Source organism: Sulfurimicrobium lacus (assembly GCF_011764585.1).
GTDB classification, from domain to species: Bacteria; Pseudomonadota; Gammaproteobacteria; order Burkholderiales; family Sulfuricellaceae; genus Sulfurimicrobium; species Sulfurimicrobium lacus.
In genome coordinates this window covers 2353457-2375988 of sequence record NZ_AP022853.1, presented here as the reverse complement: position 1 = coordinate 2375988, position 22532 = coordinate 2353457, and the positions used below count along the sequence as shown (strand labels likewise).

Annotated in this window: 21 protein-coding genes; 15 read left to right on the top strand and 6 right to left on the bottom strand. The window is 59.2% G+C overall.

The window, feature by feature from the left end:
- The gene (locus SKTS_RS11745; protein ID WP_244617320.1) at nucleotides 1–1248 is read right to left on the bottom strand and encodes a cation:proton antiporter; all 1248 of its coding nucleotides are present in this window, start codon (nucleotides 1246–1248) and stop codon (nucleotides 1–3) included.
- A gap of 264 nt (nucleotides 1249–1512) precedes the next feature.
- Here SKTS_RS11745 and SKTS_RS11740 point away from each other — a divergent pair, with 264 nt between their 5' ends.
- A complete protein-coding gene (locus SKTS_RS11740) occupies nucleotides 1513–3048 on the top strand; it encodes a SulP family inorganic anion transporter (protein ID WP_173065032.1) in 1536 nt (511 codons plus the stop codon).
- 295 nt (nucleotides 3049–3343) lie between these two features.
- The gene (locus tag SKTS_RS11735) at nucleotides 3344–4963 is read left to right on the top strand and encodes a DUF389 domain-containing protein (RefSeq protein ID WP_173065029.1); all 1620 of its coding nucleotides are present in this window, start codon (nucleotides 3344–3346) and stop codon (nucleotides 4961–4963) included.
- Nucleotides 4964–5124: 161 nt separating this feature from the next.
- Here SKTS_RS11735 and SKTS_RS11730 read toward each other — a convergent pair whose 3' ends face one another.
- The 5 genes from SKTS_RS11730 to SKTS_RS11710 all read right to left on the bottom strand — a co-directional run bounded on the left by SKTS_RS11730 (nucleotide 5125) and on the right by SKTS_RS11710 (nucleotide 11177).
- Nucleotides 5125–6018, bottom strand: coding sequence for a universal stress protein (locus SKTS_RS11730; protein ID WP_173065026.1), 894 nt, complete (start codon nucleotides 6016–6018; stop codon nucleotides 5125–5127).
- Nucleotides 6019–6204 carry a hypothetical protein gene (locus SKTS_RS11725; RefSeq protein ID WP_173064992.1) on the bottom strand — a complete coding sequence of 62 codons (186 nt, stop codon included), beginning with the start codon at nucleotides 6202–6204 and terminating at the stop codon, nucleotides 6019–6021.
- A gap of 1345 nt (nucleotides 6205–7549) precedes the next feature.
- Nucleotides 7550–8875, bottom strand: coding sequence for a sigma-54-dependent transcriptional regulator (locus SKTS_RS11720; RefSeq protein WP_173064989.1), 1326 nt, complete (start codon nucleotides 8873–8875; stop codon nucleotides 7550–7552).
- Nucleotides 8872–10320 (bottom strand): sensor histidine kinase, encoded by a 1449-nt coding sequence (locus SKTS_RS11715; RefSeq protein ID WP_173064986.1) that lies wholly within the window; start codon nucleotides 10318–10320, stop codon nucleotides 8872–8874. The genes SKTS_RS11720 and SKTS_RS11715 overlap by 4 nt, the downstream gene beginning before the upstream one ends.
- Nucleotides 10317–11177 carry a substrate-binding domain-containing protein gene (locus tag SKTS_RS11710; RefSeq protein WP_173064983.1) on the bottom strand — a complete coding sequence of 287 codons (861 nt, stop codon included), beginning with the start codon at nucleotides 11175–11177 and terminating at the stop codon, nucleotides 10317–10319. Before SKTS_RS11710 ends, SKTS_RS11715 begins: the two co-directional genes overlap by 4 nt.
- 258 nt (nucleotides 11178–11435) lie before the next feature.
- On the opposite strand from SKTS_RS11710, the gene SKTS_RS11705 reads away from it, so the two are divergent.
- The 13 genes from SKTS_RS11705 (at nucleotide 11436) to moaD (ending at nucleotide 22523) form a co-directional block, all read left to right on the top strand.
- A complete protein-coding gene (locus tag SKTS_RS11705) occupies nucleotides 11436–12143 on the top strand; it encodes a 4Fe-4S dicluster domain-containing protein (RefSeq protein WP_173064980.1) in 708 nt (235 codons plus the stop codon).
- A 9-nt stretch (nucleotides 12144–12152) separates the two neighbouring features.
- Nucleotides 12153–13010: an NrfD/PsrC family molybdoenzyme membrane anchor subunit gene (gene nrfD, locus SKTS_RS11700; RefSeq protein ID WP_173064977.1), complete on the top strand. Its 858-nt coding sequence runs from the start codon at nucleotides 12153–12155 to the stop codon at nucleotides 13008–13010.
- A gap of 18 nt (nucleotides 13011–13028) precedes the next feature.
- Nucleotides 13029–15674 carry a molybdopterin-dependent oxidoreductase gene (locus SKTS_RS11695; protein WP_198420357.1) on the top strand — a complete coding sequence of 882 codons (2646 nt, stop codon included), beginning with the start codon at nucleotides 13029–13031 and terminating at the stop codon, nucleotides 15672–15674.
- A 97-nt stretch (nucleotides 15675–15771) separates the two neighbouring features.
- Nucleotides 15772–16860, top strand: coding sequence for a porin (locus SKTS_RS11690; protein ID WP_173064974.1), 1089 nt, complete (start codon nucleotides 15772–15774; stop codon nucleotides 16858–16860).
- Between the two features lie 114 nt (nucleotides 16861–16974).
- Entirely contained in the window at nucleotides 16975–17721 is a 747-nt protein-coding gene (locus SKTS_RS11685; RefSeq protein ID WP_198420356.1) for a TorD/DmsD family molecular chaperone, read from the top strand.
- A complete protein-coding gene (locus SKTS_RS11680; RefSeq protein WP_173064966.1) occupies nucleotides 17718–18116 on the top strand; it encodes a DUF309 domain-containing protein in 399 nt (132 codons plus the stop codon). Before SKTS_RS11685 ends, SKTS_RS11680 begins: the two co-directional genes overlap by 4 nt.
- Complete coding sequence (locus SKTS_RS11675; protein WP_173064963.1) at nucleotides 18116–18814, top strand: beta/alpha barrel domain-containing protein; 699 nt, start codon at nucleotides 18116–18118, stop codon at nucleotides 18812–18814. The genes SKTS_RS11680 and SKTS_RS11675 overlap by 1 nt, the downstream gene beginning before the upstream one ends.
- A complete protein-coding gene (locus SKTS_RS11670) occupies nucleotides 18811–19242 on the top strand; it encodes a rhodanese-like domain-containing protein (protein ID WP_173064960.1) in 432 nt (143 codons plus the stop codon). Before SKTS_RS11675 ends, SKTS_RS11670 begins: the two co-directional genes overlap by 4 nt.
- 3 nt (nucleotides 19243–19245) lie before the next feature.
- Nucleotides 19246–20337 carry a 4Fe-4S dicluster domain-containing protein gene (locus SKTS_RS11665; protein WP_173064957.1) on the top strand — a complete coding sequence of 364 codons (1092 nt, stop codon included), beginning with the start codon at nucleotides 19246–19248 and terminating at the stop codon, nucleotides 20335–20337.
- Nucleotides 20338–20399: 62 nt separating this feature from the next.
- Nucleotides 20400–20888, top strand: a complete 489-nt coding sequence (locus tag SKTS_RS11660; protein WP_173064954.1) for a sulfurtransferase TusA family protein — start codon at nucleotides 20400–20402, stop codon at nucleotides 20886–20888.
- Nucleotides 20885–21211: a DUF3579 domain-containing protein gene (locus SKTS_RS11655; RefSeq protein WP_173064951.1), complete on the top strand. Its 327-nt coding sequence runs from the start codon at nucleotides 20885–20887 to the stop codon at nucleotides 21209–21211. The genes SKTS_RS11660 and SKTS_RS11655 overlap by 4 nt, the downstream gene beginning before the upstream one ends.
- 83 nt (nucleotides 21212–21294) lie before the next feature.
- A complete protein-coding gene (gene moaA, locus SKTS_RS11650) occupies nucleotides 21295–22266 on the top strand; it encodes a GTP 3',8-cyclase MoaA (RefSeq protein WP_173064948.1) in 972 nt (323 codons plus the stop codon).
- Nucleotides 22267–22268: 2 nt separating this feature from the next.
- The gene (gene moaD / locus SKTS_RS11645) at nucleotides 22269–22523 is read left to right on the top strand and encodes a molybdopterin converting factor subunit 1 (RefSeq protein ID WP_173064945.1); all 255 of its coding nucleotides are present in this window, start codon (nucleotides 22269–22271) and stop codon (nucleotides 22521–22523) included.
- The last annotated feature ends 9 nt before the right edge of the window (nucleotides 22524–22532 follow it).

Here is a 22532-nt window from a genome sequence, read left to right as displayed (position 1 = left end):
TCATTGCACCTCGCCATCCTCGCCCGGATTCCGTTTCCCGATATTCTGGCCGTGGCGGGAATAGAGCCATTTCAAAGCGAATGGCGGCAAAACGGTAGTCAGGGCGATGACGATGATCATGCCGGCATAGACATCGTTGGTGAAAATGCCGCTCACGCGCCCAAGTTCGGCGAAAATCAGCCCCACTTCTCCCCGCGGGATCATGGAAAAGCCGATGGCGAGCCGCGTGAGCGTTGTTTCGCGCACCAGGAACGCGCTGGCAAGTTTGCCGAGCACGGCTACAGCCAGAAGAAGCATTGAAAAGCTCCAGATAAAGCCGGAGCCCCAGTCAACTTCCCTGAGGTTAAGAGACAGCCCCACCATGACAAAGAATATCGGCGTGAACAGGTGAACAATGGGTTTCATCTGCCTTTCGATGCGCTCGGAGAAGATCGGATTGCTGTGCAGAGCCGTGCCGAAAGGCAGGAAGAACCGCCGCGAAAGGGCGAGGCCCGCCGCGAATCCACCCAGCAATTCCGGTGCGCCGATGGCATGGGCCAGCCACGCGAAGAACAGCACCAGCGAAACGATGGCGGTGGGGATCAGGCCGGGTATCTCGCTTTTTTTGTCGAAGCGGCGGATCACCAAAGACATGATTTTCGCGGAGGCCGGAGCCAGCACAAAAAAAGTGGAGACGAATAACAGGACTTTGCCGAAGTTGACCAGGCTGACGCCCCCGCCGACGGAAAATTCGTATAGCAAGGCCAGGAGCAGCACGCCAAGCACGTCGTCCAGAACTGCCGCGCCCAGGATCACCTGGGCCTCATGGCTGCGTTGCCGGTTGAGATCCGCGAGCACGCGCACGGTAATGCCGATGCTGGTGGCAGTCAGGGTTCCGCCGATAAATGCCGCCGTCAGGGCATCCAGCCCAAAGATCCAGCGGCTCGCAGCGTATCCGAGCAGGAATGGCAGCACAAAACCGCTGATGGCGACGGCAACCGATTTGGCTCCGGAGCGAGCGAGGCGCGTCACATCGGTTTCCAGGCCGACTTCGAACAGAAGCAAAATGATGCCGATTTCTGCCAGCAATTTGATCACCTGGACCGGCTCGATCCAGCCGAGCAGACTTGGCCCGAGCACGACGCCGGCAATCAATTCGCCGATCACGGCCGGTGCCTTCAGGCGCACCGCCAGTTCCGCAAAAACTCTCGCGGACAGCAGAATACCCAGCAGATATAGAAAAAATGTTTGTGTTTCCATCGTGCTCATTTGTGACACGTCTAGTGCGACTTTATACCACGCCAGTGTCGACTAATCCTGGCGCAAAGAGGGGCATCCACGTCGCGTTTTCTTCGAAACACAGGAGCATGGTAGAATTCGCAAAATCAATACCGCTCCTGTTGGCCACCTAATTCCAATGTAGTTCGCTTCCTTTCCGGTTTTTACCGTCTTACCGACCCCAGCTCAACTGGATCTGTTTTCGCCCCATTCTCTTATGGGGCGAGGGAATGCATTTTTATTGGATTGTCTTACATGAACGCAAGCAGTTGCTCGAATTTCACTCTTTCCCGCCTTAAGCTCTGCACCTTGAGTGGCCTGACCGTCGCCCTGGCGCTGGTGCCGGAGGCGATCGCCTTCGCCTTCGTGGCCCACGTACACCCGCTCACTGGCCTCTATGCCGCCTTTATTGTCAGCCTCATTACCGCTGCTTTCGGCGGCAGGCCCGGCATGATCTCCGGCGCCACCGGCGCGCTGGCGGTGGTAATGGTGGCGCTCGTGGTACAGCATGGCGTTGAATATCTATTCGCCACCGTGGTGCTGACGGGCTTGCTGCAAATCGCCTTCGGCCTGCTGAAGCTGGGCAAGTTCATCCGCATGGTGCCGTTCCCGGTGATGCTGGGTTTCGTCAACGGCCTGGCCATCGTGATCTTTCTGGCGCAACTGGGACATTTCAAAATATCGGGGCCGGATGGCACGCTGACCTGGATGACGGGCGCCCCGCTCTACACCATGCTGGGCCTGATCGCGCTGACCCTGGCCATCATCTATCTGCTGCCGCGTTTCACCAAAGCCATCCCCTCCACCCTGGCCGGCATCGTCGCGGTTTCCCTGCTGGTAATCTTCGCCGGCATCGACACCAAGACCGTGGGCGACATGGCTTCCATCGAGGGGGGCCTGCCGCAGTTCCACTTGCCCAACGTGCCGCTGACCTGGGAAACCCTCAAGATCATCTTTCCCTACAGTCTGATACTCGCCGCCATCGGCCTGATCGAATCCCTGCTGACGCTGAACCTGATCGACGAAATGACCGACACGCGCGGCAAGCCCAACCGGGAGTGCGTGGCCCAGGGCTCTGCCAACATCGTCACCGGCTTTTTCGGCGGCATGGGTGGCTGCGCCATGATCGGCCAGAGCATGATCAACGTCAGCAACGGCGCCACCCAGCGCCTCTCAGGCATCGCCGCCGCGCTGTTTTTGCTGTCGTTCATCCTGTTCGCTTCAAAGTGGATCGCGATGATTCCGCTCGCCGCGCTGATCGGCCTGATGTTCATGGTCTCGGAAAAAACTTTCGAATGGGGCAGCTTCACCGCCATGTGCAAGGTACCGAAGAGCGACGCTTTCGTGGTGGTCGCGGTCACGGTGATTACCGTGTTCACCGATCTGGCCATTGCCGTGGTCACCGGCGTCATCATCTCCGCTCTGGTATTCGCCTGGCAGCACGCCAAGCACATCAACGTGCAGACCTATCTTGACGACAAGGGCTGGAAAGTCTACGAACTGGAGGGCACCCTGTTTTTCGCCTCGGTGGCGCAATTCCAGACCCTGTTCAACCCCAAGGACGACCCGGACGAGGTGGTGGTGGAATTCCGCCGTGCCCGCGTCAAGGACCATTCCGCCGTCGAGGCCATCGACAGCCTCGCCACGCGCTATCAACAGGCCGGCAAGCGCCTGCACCTGCGCCACCTCAGCCCGGATTGCCTGGAGGTGCTGGAAAAAGCCAAGGACATGGTGGAAATCAACGTGGGCGAAGATCCGCATTACCATTTGGCGGATGACCGATTGGGCTAACGTAGTGCTTCGTAATTAGAGGAACAGACAAACAAAGTTTGTCGTCTGAAACGCATATGACAGACTGGAGTTTCCCCATGCGTGCAGAACTCACCGCCACCATTCATCAGTTGAGCTTTACGTAGATTAGTCGTTGATTATATTCTTGTGAGGCAGTCTCGACTGAAATGAGCTTCCCGCACACAGGCAGGAATGATGACCTCCCAGAGGCTTGCTGCCAGGTTTCTGGTTAAGCCGGTTTTCTGTTTATACGGGGGGTTCGCGATGTTCCCATCTTTTTTAACGAAGGGTCCTGATGAATCATGAGCCAACAGACCGTGCTTCGCTCAGGCAGAAACTTTCTCGACTCTTAATCCTATGGTGGCGACGACATCTGCGAGATGTCGACCGCGATGTCACCCGTAGGCGGGTTTTTGAGGAGGGCGGATTAAGCTATTCGTATATATTTCTGGTTTTCCTTTCCTGCGCCATCGCTACGCTGGGCCTGTTGCTCAATTCAGTTGCCGTGATTATCGGTGCGATGCTGATTGCGCCGTTGATGGGGCCCATCGTGCTGCTCGGGTTCGCCATCGCGGAAACCGATGTGCTGCGTGCAATCCGAAGCGGGAAAGCAATTGTGGCAGGTGTGCTGGGTGCACTGGTCATCTCGGCAGTCATTGTCAAACTCTCCCCATACATTTCTCCCACGCCGGAAATCATGGCGCGTACCAATCCAAACCTGTTCGATCTTCTGGTGGCGGTATGCTCTGGCATGGTTGCCGGCTATGCCGTGATGCGTCAGCAAATCGGAGCGGTGGCGGGCGTTGCGATTGCCACGGCCTTGATGCCGCCCCTTGCAACAGCGGGTTATGGGCTGGCCGCCGCAGACATGCAAGTATTCAGCGGGTCGTTCTTCCTGTTTCTCACCAATATGCTGGCCATAGCCTTCAGCGTAGCGGGCATGGCGATCTGGTACGGGTTCGGCAACCTGCAGGCGCCCAGGGAACTTTTATGGAAGACGCTGGCTGCCGGTGCTGTGCTGGCGCTGCTCTCGGTTCCATTGGTGGATACGCTCAATGAAAGCGTATCCAAATCGCTTGCGTTGAAGCGTGCTACGGATGTGCTGCGCGAAGACATGGTTGCTAGAGGCATGCGAATGGACAAGCTGCAAGTAAACTACGCGGACAACGGAAATGTCCTTGTGGGTGCGGTGGCCCTTGTGCCGAAATATGACGAAGGCGCCCCCGATCGCATGCAGGCCGCGCTACGCCAGGCACTTGGAAAGCCTGTTCACTTTCAACTGGACCAGGTTGTCATCGGCTCCGCTGAACAAGCGGCTCAGAAGCCGTCTGTCATCGCCAATCCAGTGACGCCCCTGCCCGTCCAGCCGCCGCCCCTTACAGAGACCCAGTTAATTGAGCAGTATCTTAGGCAAGTATTCCCACTGCCGATTTCAATGTCAGAAATTGACTCCGTTCGCAAATCGGCTACCTTGCAGTTGGCCGATAGCTACGCTGGCAACCTTCAAACACTGTACAACGCGGAGCGTGATCTGCAAAGCAAGTTTCCGGGGTGGGAAATGCGGCTTGTTCCGCCCTTGAGGGGGCTCCCTGTGGTCAATTTTGACAGTGGCGAGGCCGAGCTTGATCCGGTCAGTCTGGATAAATTGCGAACGGTGCAATGGGCGCTTCAACGCTGGGGTTTGAAACGGGTTGACGTGGTTGGCTACGCCAGTCTTGGAGAGAAAGGCAGGGCCTCTGCCGGGCTGGCATCCAAGCGCGCAGAAATTGTTGCCGCGTGGCTGGTAGAGGCTGGTTTCGAAACGGAGAAAACCGTGATATACCCAGCCCCTGGGCAAAAAGATGAAGAGCGTGAACGGGGCCAAGCTGCATTCCGCCGCACACAGATCTTGCCGAATTTCCCTGTAGATCATTGAAAATGGATGTGCATCGTTATGTACGGGGCGATTTTGGCGTTTTCCCATGTCGCAAGCCGCATGTTTTGGGCGACACAACCGCGCGCCTTGCTTCGCGGGCGGCATCCCAGATTGCCTCCGTTGCAGACGCGAAATTAGTGCTAGCACGCCCTAGCAGGTTTCTAGCGCCCCGCATCAACGAGCAAGATATCGCCTTCCGTTTCGTACATGACATGTTTTGCAACTGAACTCAGCAGCACTTCCTGGTGTCCCGCTTTCCCACCCTTGCCGATGACCAGCAGGTCAGCGCCGAAGGACTGCGCCTTTTCCTTTATCACCGCAGGTGGGTAACCAAATTCAACGACGATTTCCACGTCATCGCGTTCCACGCCGCAGTCGGCAATTATCCCGGACATTGTCGCTTGGGCATCGTCAAGTGTCTTGGTGCGGTAGGCTTGAATTGAGCTTTCATCGATGCCGGCAGTGCGCATATTCTCTGGGGAGGGCATCTCGCACACGTGCAGGAGGCTGATCGCCGCCTTTGGAGCGACCTTGAGCGCCATCAGCAGTGCCTGGTGCGATGAGGGCGAAAAATTTGTCGGCACCAGAACCTGCTGATAGGCCTCCGTGGCTTTTGTCCGTACGGCGAGCGTGGGTCGTTGTCCCTTGAACAGGGATTTCATCGTAGTGGAGCCGAAGAATATCTCGCGAATGAAATTTTCCCCTTGTGCGCCTATTACAATCATGTCGGCCTGCAGGGATTCAGCATGGCGGTTGATTTCTTCATGCGCGTGACCGGTGGCGACATGGCATTGGCTATCAACGCCATGCTCGGCTCGCAATTGCTCAGCGCGACGCGCCAATTCAGAACCAGCCCACCGAAGCAGTCGCTGCTCCTCGGCGATTGGCTCCATCGGCGCCAGTTGGCGCAGCATCCCCAAGTAGAAAGTGTCGATCACGTGAAGCAGATGCAATTCTGCACCGTGCTGAGCGGCAAGCAGGGCGGCTCGTCGCACAGCGAGCGCAGCTCGGAGCGAGAAATCGGTGGCTACGATAATGCGTTTTATCCGAACCATTTACATCCTCCTTCGCTTAAGAAAATCTCCAAATAGATAGAACGGCTTGCACTCGCGTTCGGCATGCGTCGACTCAGGAATCCGGCGATACAGTGGCATGGACGCTCCGAGATTCTTGGCCACGCCCGAGGCGGCACACCACAGGTCAGCACCTTCTTCGCAAAACTCGATCTTGCTGTCGGCCATCTTGGCTTGTGTCCGCTTTTTCTACATCGTAATCAATAAGCCGAAGAATACGCCGAGCGTAACCCCAAGGGAAACGCCATGGCGCGACCAGCGCCACAGTTGCCGGATACGGAAGTTAAACTGCCGCTGGGTTGAGCAAAGCTATACTTATCACTCTGTCCGAGCTCACTAGCCCGACCCTACTCAGCGTGGTTCGAAGAAGAACCCAACCGTAGGTGGTGACTACCAGCCGATACGGTGTTTTTGTTCTGTTTCCTTGTGGCGTTTATCATCTTCAGAATGGAGATATTTGCTGGTAGTGGAAATTGACTCATGGCCGAGATTGTCTCTGACGTGGCGGATAATTACACCATCCGGCCTTGCCGCGAGTCAGTTGCGAAGTACTTGGACAGATTTTTCGCTTGAGGAAGATTCACATCATCAGCGCAAAAACAAGTGGTTGCGTTATTTCTACTGTGCAAAGGACCTTCACAAACATGGCTATGTAGCACCCTCACATGACCGCCGGAATTCGCCCGACCAACAGATTTATTTAACACCCTTTTATGATTCCATAGCAAGGCTGGTACTTGATCCTGACCTTAAGGGGCTAATCGAGGATCTTCTTTACGAGGAGGCATTGGCCCATATTGATGATATTCAATCCTGGTTGAATGCGATCTTCAACGGGGCGGTACCATACAAAACGAGAATCACAATGCCATCAAGAGGAAACTTATTTCTGGAGTCCGAGCGAGCATATCTTTTCACTTGGCCCACATCGTAATGGTCGAAATTTCTAAATGAATACTTGATAGGAGCATCATAAATGGTGGCGTGGGCCAATACAATCGGCATCATCAGCACGCCCGACGAAGCGCAATGCACCCGCTAAATTTCCAGCGGCAGTTACCATACCATCGCCCACGAGCAATATGGTCAAGACTTTATTGTCTGCCATGTTTGATAACTATAGCTATCCCCTAAATAATCATACTGGCTGTATCGCGCATGGGGGCTGCCAGTATCGAACATAAAAGCTCAAAATTAATGATGTCAAACAGGCGGCACGGAGGCGTGATGAGCAACAAATATAAATCAAAGGAAGCAAAAAACGCGGCTCTCTTGGCTGAGTATTTGCGACTCAGTAAGATCGGGGCGCAGATGCGCGCCGAGGCTGACGCAACAGTGTGTGATGGCGGGCCGCATGATTGGGTTTATTCGGGGCAAACGCTGACTGGGTCCGTTGAGGTTTGCAGCAAATGCAAGCGGGTGAGGGTTACATAAACGGAGCGAGGCGAAGGGTAAGAATCTGGCGGTCAGTAGAGTTGGCCGGCAGCCATGCAGGCGAGACACGTCAAATTGATTACCCTATCGAAGAAATTTCGAGTTTTTTCATCTTTTCCCACAAATTCTTGCGGCTGATGCCGAGACTTTCCGCAGTACGGCCGAGGTGGCCGTCGTTGCGCGCCAAGGCATCGCGGATGTATCGCTCTTCGCAACCTTGCAGGTAGCTGCCTAGTTCTTTATTGTCCACCGGCGCTGGCTGCTCTCCTTCCTCGAATAAGGCTTCAGGCTCCAGCAGCGGGCCGGGAGTGAGAATCGAGGCGCGTTCGATGGCATGGCGAAGCTCGCGAATGTTGCCCGGCCAGGCGTGGCCAAGCAAGGCTTCTTCACCGGATCGTGAAAGCTGCTTGCGTTCTCCCTTGGCCGCCTGTTCCTCCAAAAAACGCTGGGCGAACCACAGGATGTCCTCGCGCCGTTCCCGCAGCGGAGGAACCTTGATTTGAATGACGTGGATGCGGTAATACAGGTCTTCGCGAAAAGCGCCTTCCTCGACCATCTTGCGCAGGTCACGGTGGGTGGCGCAGATCAGGCGGAGATTGACGGCAATTTCGGTGTTGCCGCCGACGCGCACGATTTTTCGCTCCTGGACGGCACGCAGCAACTTGACCTGCATGGACAGCGGCGTATCGCCGATTTCGTCGAGAAACAGGGTGCCGCCGTCGGCCTGTTCAAACACCCCTTTGCGTGCGCGTGTCGCCCCGGTGAACGCCCCCTTTTCATGGCCGAACAGTTCGGCTTCCAGCAGCGATTCACTGATTGCGGCGCAATTGACCGCGACGAATGGCCGGATGGTGGTGCTCGGGTCGAGGCGGTGGATTTCCCGTGCGATCACCTCCTTGCCTACGCCGGATTCTCCGGTGATGAGCAGGGTGGGTGCATGCAGGGCAAGGCGAGGCAGAGTCTGCGCGATCTTGCGCATGGCCGGCGAGATGCCCAGGCGGCAGTTGTCCTCCTCGCATGGGGAGACGCGGTTGCCGCACAGGGCGCCCACCTTTTCCACCAGTTGGTCAAGGTCGAAGGGCTTGGTGATGTAATCGGCGGCGCCCAGTTTGAGCAGCGCCACGGCGCGGTCGATCGAGCCGTGGCCGGTGATGAAGAGAAACGGGGGCAGGCTGAGACCGCGTTCCAGCAGGCGGATAAAGATTTCCTCTCCGCTGCCGTCGGGCAGACGGATGTCGCTCACCACGGCCGCATAATCTTTGTCCCCGACAGCGGCCAAGGCCGACTGGGCAGTACGGTGCCAGTCCACCCGGTACCCTTCCAGCTCGAAGCGGTCAAGAAGGGATTCGCCCATGATCTCATCGTCCTCGATCAGACACAGAAAAGGGATTGTAGGGTTACTCATGATTCTTCCTGCAAGGGTAGGGTGACGGCGAACCTGGTTTCGCCGGGGTCGCTTTCGACCACGATGCCGCCGTTCAACTGGCGCGCGATCTGGTAGGTGACCCACAGGCCCAGGCCGTGGCCGTTTCGGCTGAGGCGGGAAAAAGGCTCGAACAGGTAGGGCATGTCGTCCTCCTCGATGTGGGCGCCGTCGTTTTTAACCGCTAGGGTGAAGCTGCGGCTGTCGCGGTAAACCAGGCACTCGACGCGCTTGTCCGCGGCGCGGATGGCGTTGAGGAGCAGATTGATGAGAATCTGCCGCACCAGCGTGGAGGGGAGTGGCAAAGCGGTGGTGATGTCGTTTTCCCACGCCAGTTCAACCCCTTTTCCGGCAGCTTCAGCGGCCACCAGGGTGCGAGTGTCCTCGATGTCGCGGCGCGATAGCGGATGGCTTTCCACCTTGGCTTCCACCAGCAGGGCAGCAACGGTGTCCTTGATCTGGGTGAGGCCGCGTTCCAGCATGGACAGTGTTTTCAGCGTGCGCGGGTCGTCCGAGCCATGCTTCTTGTAGGTGCTGATGGTGTTGAGCATGCCGCCCAGGGGGTTGTTGATTTCGTGGGCGATCCCAGCGGAAAGCCGGCCCACTGCCGCCAGCCGCTCGCTGATCATCATTTCCTGTTCCAGTCTCTCCTTGTCCTTGAGCTCCTTCAGCATGCGTTTGAACGAAGCGCCGGCGCGGCCGATTTCGTCGTGCGATTCAAACAGGTCGCAGTGGAGATGTTCCGGCACGTTCGGCCCGATCTGGTCCATGCAAGAGGCTAGCCGGACCAGTGGCCCGGCCATGCGGTTGCCCCAGTACCACGCGATGGGCAGCAGCACCGCCAGCGCCAGCAGGGTCATCAGTGCAGCACGCTGGGCAATGCCGATGAAGCGGGGCATGAACAGACTCTTGGAATACCCCATGACCAGGGTTCCCAGGCGTGCCCCTCCGGATGTGACGGGGATGGCGACGAACAGCCTGCTGGAATTGGGGAGGTCGATGACAGCCGGTTTGGCATCGTTCCGGTCTGTCGCTATCTCGCTTATCGCGGCATATTCCGGATCGATCCGACCCGGGTCAGCCAGCATGGGATACTGGGCCGGACGGGTAGACGCATAGATTTGGCCCTTGGTGTCCAGCACCAGGATGGTTTCCGCGATCTGGGTCTGATCCTGGCCTCCGCTCTGGAAAGGGGAGTTGATGATCTCGTACGCGCGCCACACGTCATCATGGGTGATGGGGCCAACCAGCGTGTTGGCCAGCACCCGCCCCATGCTTTCTGCGTGACGCAGCAGGTCGTTGCGCGTTTCGTCATAGACCCGGAACAGGATGGACGCTGTTACCAGGAAGGCTGTGATGCTGGCGAGCATGAGTACCCGCAGGGGGATCTTGTAGCGCAGGCTGAGGTCGCGCAGGAAGTGCTTCATGGGCGGTGTTCCACCTTCTCAGACATGCGCGCGATACCGTCAAATAACTTGCGATCACCCGGCACGAAGCCATCCAGATTGAGCTGGGCCAGCAATTTATTGCCTTCCACGTCGTCGCGCATGGCGATCAGGACCTGCCGCAACGCTGCGAAATCAGTTTCGGGCAGTGATTTCCGGGCGACAAAGGGCGGAAAGCCGAATTCGGGAGATTGCTCCACTACGCGAGTTCTGGCTGTGAGTTCCGGATGGGAGTGGCGCAAGGTTTCCCACACATAGCCGTCAACCGCGCCACCCTGCGCCATTTTTACCGCGACGGCGTCCACTACCTTGCGGTGTGCCCAGGTGTAGAAAGTGCGGGAAAAGAAGACATCCGAGCGTTCCCTGATCTGCGCCAAGCTGAACTGGGTATAGAGAAAACCGGAGTTCGAATCCGGGTCGGAATAGGCGAATGACTTGCCGCGCAAATCGAGCAAGGTTCTGGTGCGCGTGTCGTCGGCAGGGACAATGAGATAGGAGCGGTAGAGTGGCTTGCCCTGGAACAGCGGTACGGCCAGGAGCTTGAGTAGTTGTTCGTGGCGCACGAAAGGAAAACCGCAAAGCCACGCCGCGTCGAGCTGGTTTTTGCCCAGCAGTTCGACGATTTCACGGTAGCTGCCGCGCTGCACGAAAACCACCGGACGTTGCAGCTTCTTGGTCAGGTAAACACGCCAGGCCTCCAGGAAAATGGCCTCATCGTCGAGAAAAACGGGGGTAAGGCCGATGCGCAGCGTGGGCCGCTCGGCGGGCATCCCGGCGGCGAATGCCTTGGGTGCCAGCGCACACACGGCCAGTGTTGCGCAAAATTTCCTCCTCGACATGTTTCATTCCTCATCTGGATTTGGATACGGCTGCCGATGTTTACCAAATGGTAATACACAAATCGCTAGTTGTAACCGAAAGGTAATGACTTTTCGTGCCATTGGATTAAATATCATTAATAAACAAAGTGATGTTGTCTGGCACGGGAAGTGCTCATGGAAAGGCAACCACAAAGAATGTGGGGTTATGGCTGCCCGCCAGTGGCGATGAGTGCATCAAGGCGGGCCGGAATGGAATCTAGGAGGAGACCAAAAACCATGAGCGAATTGCGCTTGTCTTCCATCGAAACCCGCGGCGTGCCAGGCAAGAGGCGCTACGCCATGGTGATCGACCTGCGTCGCTGTATCGGCTGCGACGGCTGTATGACCGCGTGCAAGGCGGAGTTCGATGTCCCGGTGGGCGTTTTTAGAACCTGGGTGCCCTACAAGGTGGTGGGCATCTATCCCAACGTGCGCAAGCATTTCATGCCGCGCCTGTGCAACCACTGTGACGATCCGCCATGTGTGCGTGCCTGTCCGGTTGGGGCCACCTACAAGGTGGAAGACGGCGGCTTCGTGCTTCAGCACTACGACCGCTGCATCGGCTGCAAGGCCTGCATGGCGTCCTGTCCCTACAACGCCCGTTTCATGCTGCCCAAGAGCCGCACCTATACCGACATTACCAGCGTGGTGGACAAGTGCACCTTCTGTCACCACCGGGTAACACAGGGTCTGGCACCGGCCTGCGTGGTGACCTGCATCGGTCGCGCGCGCATTTTCGGCGACCTCAACGATCCCGCCAGCGAGGTCGCGCGGCTGGTGTCCACCCTGCCGACCCAGGTGCTGCGTCCCGAGGAAGGGACCAAGCCGCATGTGTTCTACATCGGCCTGGATCGTAACAATTCTGAGTTTGGCCGCGCCGTTTACAACCCGCTGGACGTCCTGGAGCAGGACCGTCAGGCGTTCAACAAGAATCATCAGGGATAGGAGCGAATCATGGGTGACTTCAATATTTTCCATCACATGCCGTGGTCGAGTACCTATTCGATTTACTTCTTCACCATCGGCATTTCGGCGGCGCTGTTCTTCATGTCCACGCTGTCCTGGTACCGCGAGGAATTCAAGACCCTGCGTTCCAGCGCATTCTATCTCTCGTTCGTGCTGCTGGCGGTGAGCGGCTTGCTGCTGATCGGTGACCTGTCGAAACCGGCGCGTTTCCTGAATATCATGAATCCGGCCTACCTCAACTTCACCTCGCCATTGGCCTGGGGCGGGCTCAACCTGCTCTCGTTCGGCGCGGTGTCGGTGGCTTACTTCTTCATGATGCGCAAGAACGACGAAGGCTTGAGCCGCAAGCTGGCGGTGCTGGGTTCGCTGCTGGCTTTGGGCCTGCCGATCTACACCGGCTTCGACCTCACCGTGCACCAGAATCGCCCGGTGTGGAACACGCCGCTGATGCCGATCCTGTTTGTCGCCCTGTCGCTGGTATCCGGAGCTGCGGTGGCGTCTTTCCTGGCTGGGACGAATGAAAAACTGCTCGTCATGCTGCGTCGCTTCATGCTGTGGTCTGCCGGCGCGGTGGCCGCCATGCTCATCTCGCTGCTGGGTACCACCGCCTATGGCGGCACCGGCCAGGAACTGACTTTCATGTTCATGACCAGCGGCGCACTGGGCGGCATCTTCATCGGGGTCGGCATCCTGCTCGGCACCGCCGCGCCCATCCTGCTCCTGCTCGCGCCGTTCGGGCGCCAGCAGGGGGGTGTGATGCTTGCCGCCCTGCTGTTGCTGGTGGGTGGCATGGCCTTGCGCTACTCGATCCTGGTCGGCGGCCAGATCGTGCAGACCTATTTCTAAGAACGAGGAAACCAGAAAATGGACATGTTGAATTTCAAGATTTCGCGCCGCACCTTCCTCCAGGCCAGCGCCGCTACCACGGCCGCGGCGGCGGCTTCACCCAAGTTGCTCAAGGCAATGGAAGTTGAATTGGGCGGCAAGGATTTCAGCCCGGTGAATTACACCGAACGCAAGGCGATCCCCATTACTTGCCACGTCTGCAACATCCAGGACGGTGCCATGGCTTACGTGGAGAACGGCCGCATCGTCAAGCTGGAAGGCAACCCGGAGCACGTCTCCACGCGCGGCCGGCTGTGCGCCAAGGGTAATTCTGGTATGTGGTACAGCTATGACCCGGACCGCATCCTCTACCCGCTGAAGCGCGTCGGTAAACGCGGCGAGGGCAAGTGGAAGCGCATCACCTGGGACGAGGCGCTGACCGAGATTGCGCAGAAGCTGGATGCGGCGCTCAAGGAAGACCCCAACACCATCATGCTGAAGTACGGTCGCAACCGCTCCGGCGGCGTCATCGACCGTTTCATGAATACCCTGGGCTCGGCTACCGTCATGAACCACACTTCGGTGTGCGAGTCCTCCAAGAAGATCGGCATGGAGCCCACCTGGGGACCGGACATCGAAACTCCGGACTTCGCCAACGCCAAATACATCCTCAACTTCGGTTCCAATCTCATGGAAGCGGCCTATTTCCACAACCCGTACTCGCAGCGCCTGGCCGACGGCATGGCCGACAACAAGGCCAAACTCGTCACTTTCGACGTGCGGCTGTCCAACACAGCCGGCCGCTCGGACGAGTGGATCCCGGTGTTTCCCGGCACCGACGGGGCGGTGGCGCTCGCCCTTGGGCACGTCATCCTGCGTGACGACCTGCAGGACAGCGATTTCATCGAAACCTGGACCAATGTCACGGTGGCGGAACTGAAGGCGCATTACCAGCAATTCACGCCGGAATGGGCCTCCAAGCTGTCTGGCGTGCCGGTGGAAACGATCGAGCGCATCGCGCGCGAGTTCGCCACCACCAAGCCCGCGACGACTTACACCTACCGCGGCCCGGCCAAGCACCTGTATGGCTCCTATAACGAGAAAGCCACCATGATGCTGCCGATCATGACCGGCAATATCGAGGTGCGCGGCGGCTACTGCATGCCGCGCGGCATGGGCTGGCCGCAACCTCAGCCGGAACCGCCCAAGCCTGCCAAGCACTCCTGGATCGCCGACCATCCGGATTACCCCCTGGCTCACCACAAGGTGAGCCACCTCACGCCGTTCTGGATTGCCGAGGGCAAGCAGAAGATCAACGTCTATTTCTCCTACCAGGACAACGCGGTGTACACCAACCCGGGGTCGGACGCGGTGTGGGGCAAGCTGTACCGTGACGAGAAACTGATTCCGTTCTACGTTTCCATGAGCCCTTTCATGGGCGAGGAAACGGCGCTGGCCGACATCATCCTGCCCGACTGCCCCTATCTCGAGCGCTGGGAGCCGGAGTCCATGCCCAATTCCCTGTGGCCGTGGCTGGGCATTCGCCAGCCGGTGATCAAGTCGCTCGGCGAATCGCGCGAGAACCGCATCATGATGCGCGACATCATTCACAAGCTGGACCCGGACGGCAAACGCGGCATGAAGCAGTACTGGAACTTCAAGGACGGCGAGGACTACATGCGCCAGCACTTCGACAATGTGCCGGGGTTGAAGGAAGTGGGCGGCCTGGATTTCCTCAAAAAGCACGGCGTGTTCCCGATTTACGGCAAGCTCGACCCGGGCACCGGCAAGATCGTGGACAAGACCGGGCGCGAAATCCAGCCCGAATACGGCCTGCACAAGAAGGAACTGTCTTCCGCCGACATGACCGGCGCGGTGGTCGAGAAGGGCGGCGCCATCGTGAAAAACGGCAAGACCATCGGCGTCCAGCGCAAGGGCAAGAACTACGCCGGCTTCCCGACCAAGAATCGGATCATCAACGTGCGCGTGGACGAGTGGGCGGATTTTGGCTTCAACCCCATGCCGACCTTCAAGCAGATCCCCTGGCACAAGGAGATGAAGGACGACGAAATGATCCTCACCACCTACAAGATCAACGTCCACAAGCAGTCGCGCACCGCGGCGGTGAAGTGGCTGGCCGAGATCATGCACAGCAATCCGGTGTGGATGAACACCGAGACCGGCAAGAAGCTGGGCATAAAAACCGGCGACCTGGTGCGGGTGGAAAGCAAGGTCGGCCACATGGTCACCAAGGCCTATGTGTTCGAGGGCATTCATCCCAAGGTGGTGGCCATACCGACGGCATTCGGACACTGGGCCTATGGCAGGCTGGCCCAGCTCAAGCTGAAGAGCGAGAAGGGTGGCGCCTGGGGCGCGCAGGACGACCCGGACCTGAACAACGTGTGGTGGGAGGACAAGGGCGTCCACCCCAACCAGATCATTCCGGTAGTGGTCGACCCCATCGGCGGCTCCCAGGGATGGTTCGACACCGTGGTCAAGGTGACCAAGGCCGGACCCAACGACAAGTACGGCGACGTCCAGGCATCATGGGACAAGCACGTGGAAGCCTACAAGGAAACCATGCGCTACGCCTACACCGGCGACCTGCACCGCAAGATGCATCCGGAGATGGCCTCCTGGGGCGGACCGGAGAGCGTCAGGCACAAGGAGGGCGGCGGCCATTGAGGTTTTGTAGCTTGGGTTGAGGGATCGGGAATAGAAAACCCTAGCCCATTGATATGCCACGGGATTGTTTTTAGCTAAACGGAATGGGAGAGAAATTATGTCCGGTATCAAAAAAACTCAAGTTTTGGGTATGAAGCAACTGGTCGTTGCAATGGCAGTGGGCGCGACACTTGGCACGCCCGTATGGGCGCTGGATCTGTCGGTCTACGGTGTCGGCCACATGTCCGCTGACAGCATTAACAATGGCTCCAGCTCAAGCGACTACCTTCACAGCAACTCATCTCGTCTCGGTTTCAAGGGCAGTCATGACCTAGGCAATGGACTCGCCGTTCTTTTCCAATACGAATCAGGCGTGGATCTCACCGGCAATGGCACAGGTGACGGCAACGGCGGCGCCAACTCCAACGGGCAGATTTTCACCCGTGCCCGCGACTCGTTCGTCGGGTTGAAGGGCGGCTTTGGCACTGTTATGCTGGGCCGTCTGCCTGCATTAAACCAGTGGCTCTACGACTACAACCTGTTTGGCGATCAAGTGGGTGATTTGGGCAACATCTGCGGCGGCGACGGCCTGCCGGGCCGCGCTGATCATGCCGCGTACTACCGCACGCCCGACTTTGGCGGCTTTTCCCTCGGGTTGACCTATGTGCCGAACCAGGGCGGCACCAACGCCAAATCCTACATCGCCAAGGGCGACTACGTGAAAGGTGGGCTCAAGCTGGGGGCTGCCTACGGTAACTTCGGCTCAGGAGTGGCGGGCACACCCGACCACAAAACCGACGCCATTACGGCGAGCTACGATTTCGGCGCGTTCAATGTGGGTGGGGGCTGGCAGCGGGAAACTGCCATCGGGGGCGTGTCGAACGCAGACCGCAACAAGTACACGCTGGGCGCTGCTGCAAAAGTGGGGAGCAGCGGGACGGTCAAGGTGCAGTATGCCAGCGCGGGTAACCTGAACAACACGCCTGACAGTGGCGCCAAGCAGTGGGCGGTGGGCTATGACCATGCTTGGGACAAGAGCACTACGCTTTATGTCGCCTATGCCAAGACCAGGAACGACACGGGCGCGTCTTACAGCGCGTTTGATTGGGGCCATGGAGACCAGGGCGTGCCAGGAATAGCAGGTAGCCCCTCGGCGATCTCGGTCGGCGTGGTTTACAAGTTCGACGTGGGCCTCTGGCCACGCTGAGCGACAACCTTCAACCGTGCGGAGTGTCCCGGTCATGAAGTTCATCGTTTTTCTTGACCGGGATTTTTTGAGAGGATCACCATGCAGAATCAGAACGCAGTCTTAATTGAACACATGGAAGACAGCCTATCCCCTCTGGAATTGCGCGCCCGCGCCGGTTACTACCAGTTACTGGCGGGCGCATTCGTCGAGGAGCCGGGCGGCGCTTACCTGGCCGCCCTGCGTGCGCCGCAGGCGCTGGCTGAACTGGCCGAACTCGGCTTGCATTTCGACGCGGACTTTACCGATGTTCCCTTGGGCGAGCTTCAGGATGTTTTGGCTTGCGAATATGCCACCCTCTTTACCACCGCCGGCGGGTGCCCGCCGGTGGAGTCGTCGCGCCTCACCGGGCGTTTTCAACAGGAGCCTTATCACGAGGTGAAGGCGATCTACCAGCGTTGCGGTTTCGAGCTGCAACCGGGCCGTTTCGCCGTGTTCGAGGACCAACTCGGGATCGAGTTGTCCTTCGTCGCGGCCCTGCTGGAGCGGCTGGCGGAGGCGCTGGAGGGCGACGACGCAACTGCCGCCGGGCCGCTGGAAAAGGAAATCAAACGTTTCTGGGCCATTCATCTGGGGCGCTGGGTGCGCGGCTACTCGACGCTGCTGGAGCGTGTGACGGAGCACTCCTTCTACCGCGAGATCGCCCGCCTGTTGCGCGATTTTGCCGAGGCGGAGCTGGCGCTACTGAAAGTGCGGGTGGACGATGTCGACGGCGGCCGGGAAGTGGTGCCGAAAAGCGAAATCCAGGTCCTGTTCAATCCCAACGAGCCGGTGTGCGGCGGCTGCGAGCACGGCAAAGACGAAAAAAGGGCCATCGCATGAATCACGAATTCGCCTGGGACGAACTGGAGCTGCTGTGGAACGCCAACAACTTCGGCGCTGTCCACGACTGGCTGGGCGAGCGCTGGAACTACCAGATCCAGACCCGGCCGGCCGGGCACGAGGACCCCGATGCGCAATTTCTGCAGGGCCTCGCATTCGCCGCGCTGGCGTTCTATTTCACCCAGAACCACAATCAGGACGGCGCGGCGCTGCTCGCCGAAGATGGCTTGGCGCGGCTGGCGCGGTTCCTGCCGGTATACCGGGGGCTGGAAGTGGCGCCGGTGCTGGAAACCCTGCACACCCTGCGGCCGCTGCTGGAAGGGCTGGAGCACGAGGCCGACTGCCCCATGCAGCCCTTCGTTTTCAACAAACTGGCATACCAGGTGATCAATTGATGAACGATTCCGCACCCGAAATCACGCTTTGCCGCTGGGCTGGTTCAGAAGATGGTCCTTTTGCCGAGCCCGTTTTTCTTTTTGACTGCACTACCCTACCCGATGATCTAGCCCAGGTATCGGTGGTGCTACGGAGCGGAGGCAGGGAACGCGTCCGCGAGCTGCTGGCACGTGGCGCACAGCGGGTGCTGGTGGGCGAGGCCGCCTTGCTGGACGGCAGCCTGATCGAGGCTCTGGCAGGGGAGTTCGGGCCCGGTAAAGTGGGGGTGTGGGTTCCCGCGCAACGCGTGGAGGTCAGCTGGTCGCTGGATTTGTATTCCAATGCCGATTTCAAATGCATCACGCCTTCCCAAGTTAAACCCGCCTGGGAAGTGCTGACCAGCGACGGCGCGCGCAGCGGCACCGACGCCGGCTGGTGGCTGGGGCAGATGCTGGATCGCGGCGCTGAGCTGGCACTGCTCGGGGTGGACATCGCTGACGACACTGACCTCAACCTGTGCGCCGAACTGGTGGAACAGTACGAGTCCCGCCTGTGGCTGACGCCCGTGGCTGACCCGGCGGCGAATCTGCTCCCTTGGGTGATTTACGGCCAGGCAAGGCAGATCGTCGTCCCGGACACATGCGACGAAGCGGCGATGCTGGCCTTGCGTCAGGCGCTGGAGCCAGCGATTGAGACAGCGATGGAGGAGGCGGCATGAAAAGGCTGCTGGCTTTGATGTGTGCGTTGTCAGCGCCGGCATGGGCCGCTACCGCCGCGTTGCTGGACAGCGCCCAGCTCGTGGAAATGCTGAAAAAAAACCAGCCCTGCTGCATCATCGACGCGCGCGGCGAAGGTCCGCGCAAGCAACAACCCATTCCCTTCGCCGTGATCTACAAGGAAGGCGTCAAGCCCAAGCCGGGCGGGTATGCGCTGGTGGTGGGGGATAGCGACCGGCAGGCGATGGAAACTGCCCAAAGTGTCTCCAGAAAAAGTGGGCAGGATGTGTATGCGGTAAAAGGCGGATACGCCGCGTGGCGACAGGCGAAGGAGGGCGGTGGCAAAACCGCTGAAACCATCATGCCGCAGAACTTCACCATCCCCAGCAATACCTGCGAGCAGGGGCAGGCGCTGCATGAATACAAGTAATCCATGCTGACCCAGCCCGAATACCGCGCCAGCCGCTGCACCCGTTACCGCTACCGTTACAGCGCATGCAGCCGTTGCGCCGACGCCTGTCCTCACGAAGCGCTTGAGCTGAACGACGAGGGCGTCACAATTCGCACCGCGGCGTGCCAGAACTGCGCGTTGTGTGCTGCTGCCTGCCCCACCGAGGCGCTGCTGGCTGACAATCTGCCCCGCATCGAGGTGCTGAAGCGCGCCGTCAAACAGCCCGAAGTGCGCTTCGCCTGCGCGCCTTCCGAACTTCAGGGCGACGAAATCGTGCCCTGCCTGGGCGCCCTGGATGCGGCGATGCTGGCTTATCTCGCCAGCCGCGGCATTGCCGTCACGCTGGCCGGCACGCAACATTGCGCCGAATGTCCACATGGCGCGCGGGGAGAGGGCAGGCTGGGCCTCCATCTGGAGGCGGTCGAGACGCTGCGGCGCGTTGTCGGCAACGACAAGTGGGCCGATATTTCCGTGCCTGATGAACGCGAAGCCGAACTAGTCAAGACTGGGCACAACCCCTCCCGCCGCCACCTGTTCCGCCGCTTCGTTGGGCGCGGCGCCGACCAGTTGACGCGCCCGGTTTCAGCAAGCGAGGCGCAGCCCATCCCCCTCAAGGCGATCCGTTTCGCCGCGCCGTTTTCCACCGCAGGGCGGGAATTGCTGCAAATTCTGTTCAACACGCCACAGGAATTGCCTGTGCCCTTGCCCAGCCATGCCGCCCTGCTCGCTGCGCAGGTTGCCATCCGGCCCGGCTGCACCGCCTGCGAAGCCTGCGCCCGCGCCTGCCCCACCGGCGCGATGCAGATCAGGGAAAGCGGCACGGCCTGGAGCCTGGGGTTCGAGTTCACGCGCTGCGTCGGTTGCGGCGTGTGCGTCGAGGTGTGCCAGCCCCATGTTTTGTATTTCAAGGATGAGATGGAAAATCTTGCCAAGGCAGCCGAAGCGATGACCCTGCATGCTCTGGGCAAACAGCGCTGCACTCGCTGCGACCGCTTCTTCATCTCGCCCGCGCCAGCTGACATCTGCCCGATCTGCGAGGGGGACGACCAGGACTTTGCGTCGCTTTTCGGCTGAATCGGAGTTCGCTGCGAGTGGAGGTGGTTTGGACGATTACAAATAGAAGGAGATTGGCAGAAATGGGAAACGAGACACTGATCAAACCAAATATCGTCGTGGATATGACGGGCCTGGTATGCCCACATCCCTTGCTGGGCGCGAAACGGGTACTGGATGATATGAAAACCGGCGAAGTGCTGCTGCTGAAATCCAATTGCCCCGGCACACGGGATGACCTGTTTTCCTGGGCGAAGGCGACGGGGAACGAGGTCGTTCGTTCCGAAAAGAGCACTGAAGGCGTGACCGAGTACTACGTGCGCAAAGGAAAAAAGGCGGCGCTCATGCCTCATGTGACGCTGGATGTGACTGGCATGGTCTGCCCCGGGCCGGTGATCGAGGCGAGAAGATTTTTCAACACCATGGTGCAGGGGCAAATCATGAAACTCGTCAGCACCTGTAGTTCCACCCGGGATGAGGTCGGAACTTGGTGTGCGGCGACCGGAAACGTGTTGTTGGACACCCTGGAAACCGGGCCGGGCGTATGGACTTTCTTCATCCGTAAGGGATGAAGAAGAACAGGAACACCGGGGAGGCGGATTGGTCGGATCAACCCGGCGCCATCCTGATTCTCGGTGTAACCCGCTCGGGACACGCCTTCAGACCGGGCGACTGGATCGACAGGCTGGCGGGGTTGTACTCTACTTTTAGTCAGGACCGATCGTTCAGGTATTCCCCTTACGTGAGGCCGGTCATGGCTAGGGGCGCGCGTGCCCTGCTGGTGGATGTCAGGCTGAGAAAGCGCGAGCCGACTGGCTTTCGCTTTCTGAAGGAGTTCGCCAACGAAAACAACCTGATGATCGAATGCATTCCAGGGCGAGCGGAGAAGACTTGAAAACCGTATCTTAAAGATAGGCTGAGGAGGTGAAATGGAATGGGAATTCACGCCACAGCAGGTAGTGAAGAGGGTGAAAGCCTATGTTGTATGACAGACACGGACGTCGAATCGAATACCTGCGGCTGTCCGTTACCGACCGCTGCGATTTGCGCTGCGCCTACTGCATGCCGGAGGGATTCAAGGGTTACGAGGAGCCGGCTAACTGGCTGAACTTCGACGAAATCGAGCGCGTGGTGGGGGCGTTTGGCCGCCTGGGCGTGCGGCGCATCCGGGTAACCGGCGGCGAGCCGCTGTTGCGCCGCAACCTTCCGGATCTGGCCTGTCGTCTTGCCGCACTGCCCGGCATCGAGGACTTGTCGCTTTCCACCAATGCCACTCAGTTGGCCAGACACGCCCAGGCGCTGCGCAAAGCCGGCATTAGCAGGCTCAACGTCAGCCTCGACTCGCTCGACCCGGTCCGCTTCGCCGCAATCACCAAACGAGATGCTCTCGCGTTCGTGCTGGATGGCCTGAGGGCCGCAAGGGAGGAGGGTTTTGGCCCGATCAAGATCAACATGGTGGTGATGCCGGGGGTTAGCGACGACGAAATCGACGCCATGGTAGCCTACTGCGGCGAACAGGGGTTCGTGTTGCGCCTGATCGAAACCATGCCGGTCGGGCAAACGGGCAGAAACACAGGATTCATCCCGCTTGGCCCGATCCGGGAACGCCTGCGCGCGCGTTTTGGCCTGGTGGACGGCATCGTACCCGGAGGTGGGCCAGCCAAGTACCTGGTGTCCCCGGATCGGCGATTCCAGATCGGTTTCATTACGCCCATGTCCCAGCATTTCTGCGAAACCTGCAATCGCGTGCGTCTGGGTGTGGACGGAACCCTTTATCCTTGTCTTGGCGACAACGACAGTGTGAATTTGGGAACCCTGCTGCGCGCCGGATGCAGCGACGCGCAACTGCAATCCGCGCTGCTCGAAGGCATCGGGCGCAAGCCTTTCAAACACGAATTCGGCGAAGACCCAGCCAAGGTCATACGCTTCATGTCATCGACCGGAGGTTAGTCATGGCCATTAAACTTTTGTATTTTGCCTCGCTGCGCGACGCGCTGGGGCTATCCGAGGAAAAAACCGCGCTGCCGGGCTCGGTCGTGACGGTCGCCGAACTTCGCGCCCACCTGGCATCCCGCGGTGGCGAATGGTCCCGGCTGGTCACGAACAATGCCCTGCGCTGCGCGGTGAACCAGGAAATGGCGTCGTCCGCGCTGCCGATCAACGATGGCGACGAGGTGGCCTTTTTTCCACCGGTCACCGGCGGTTAACTGACAGAA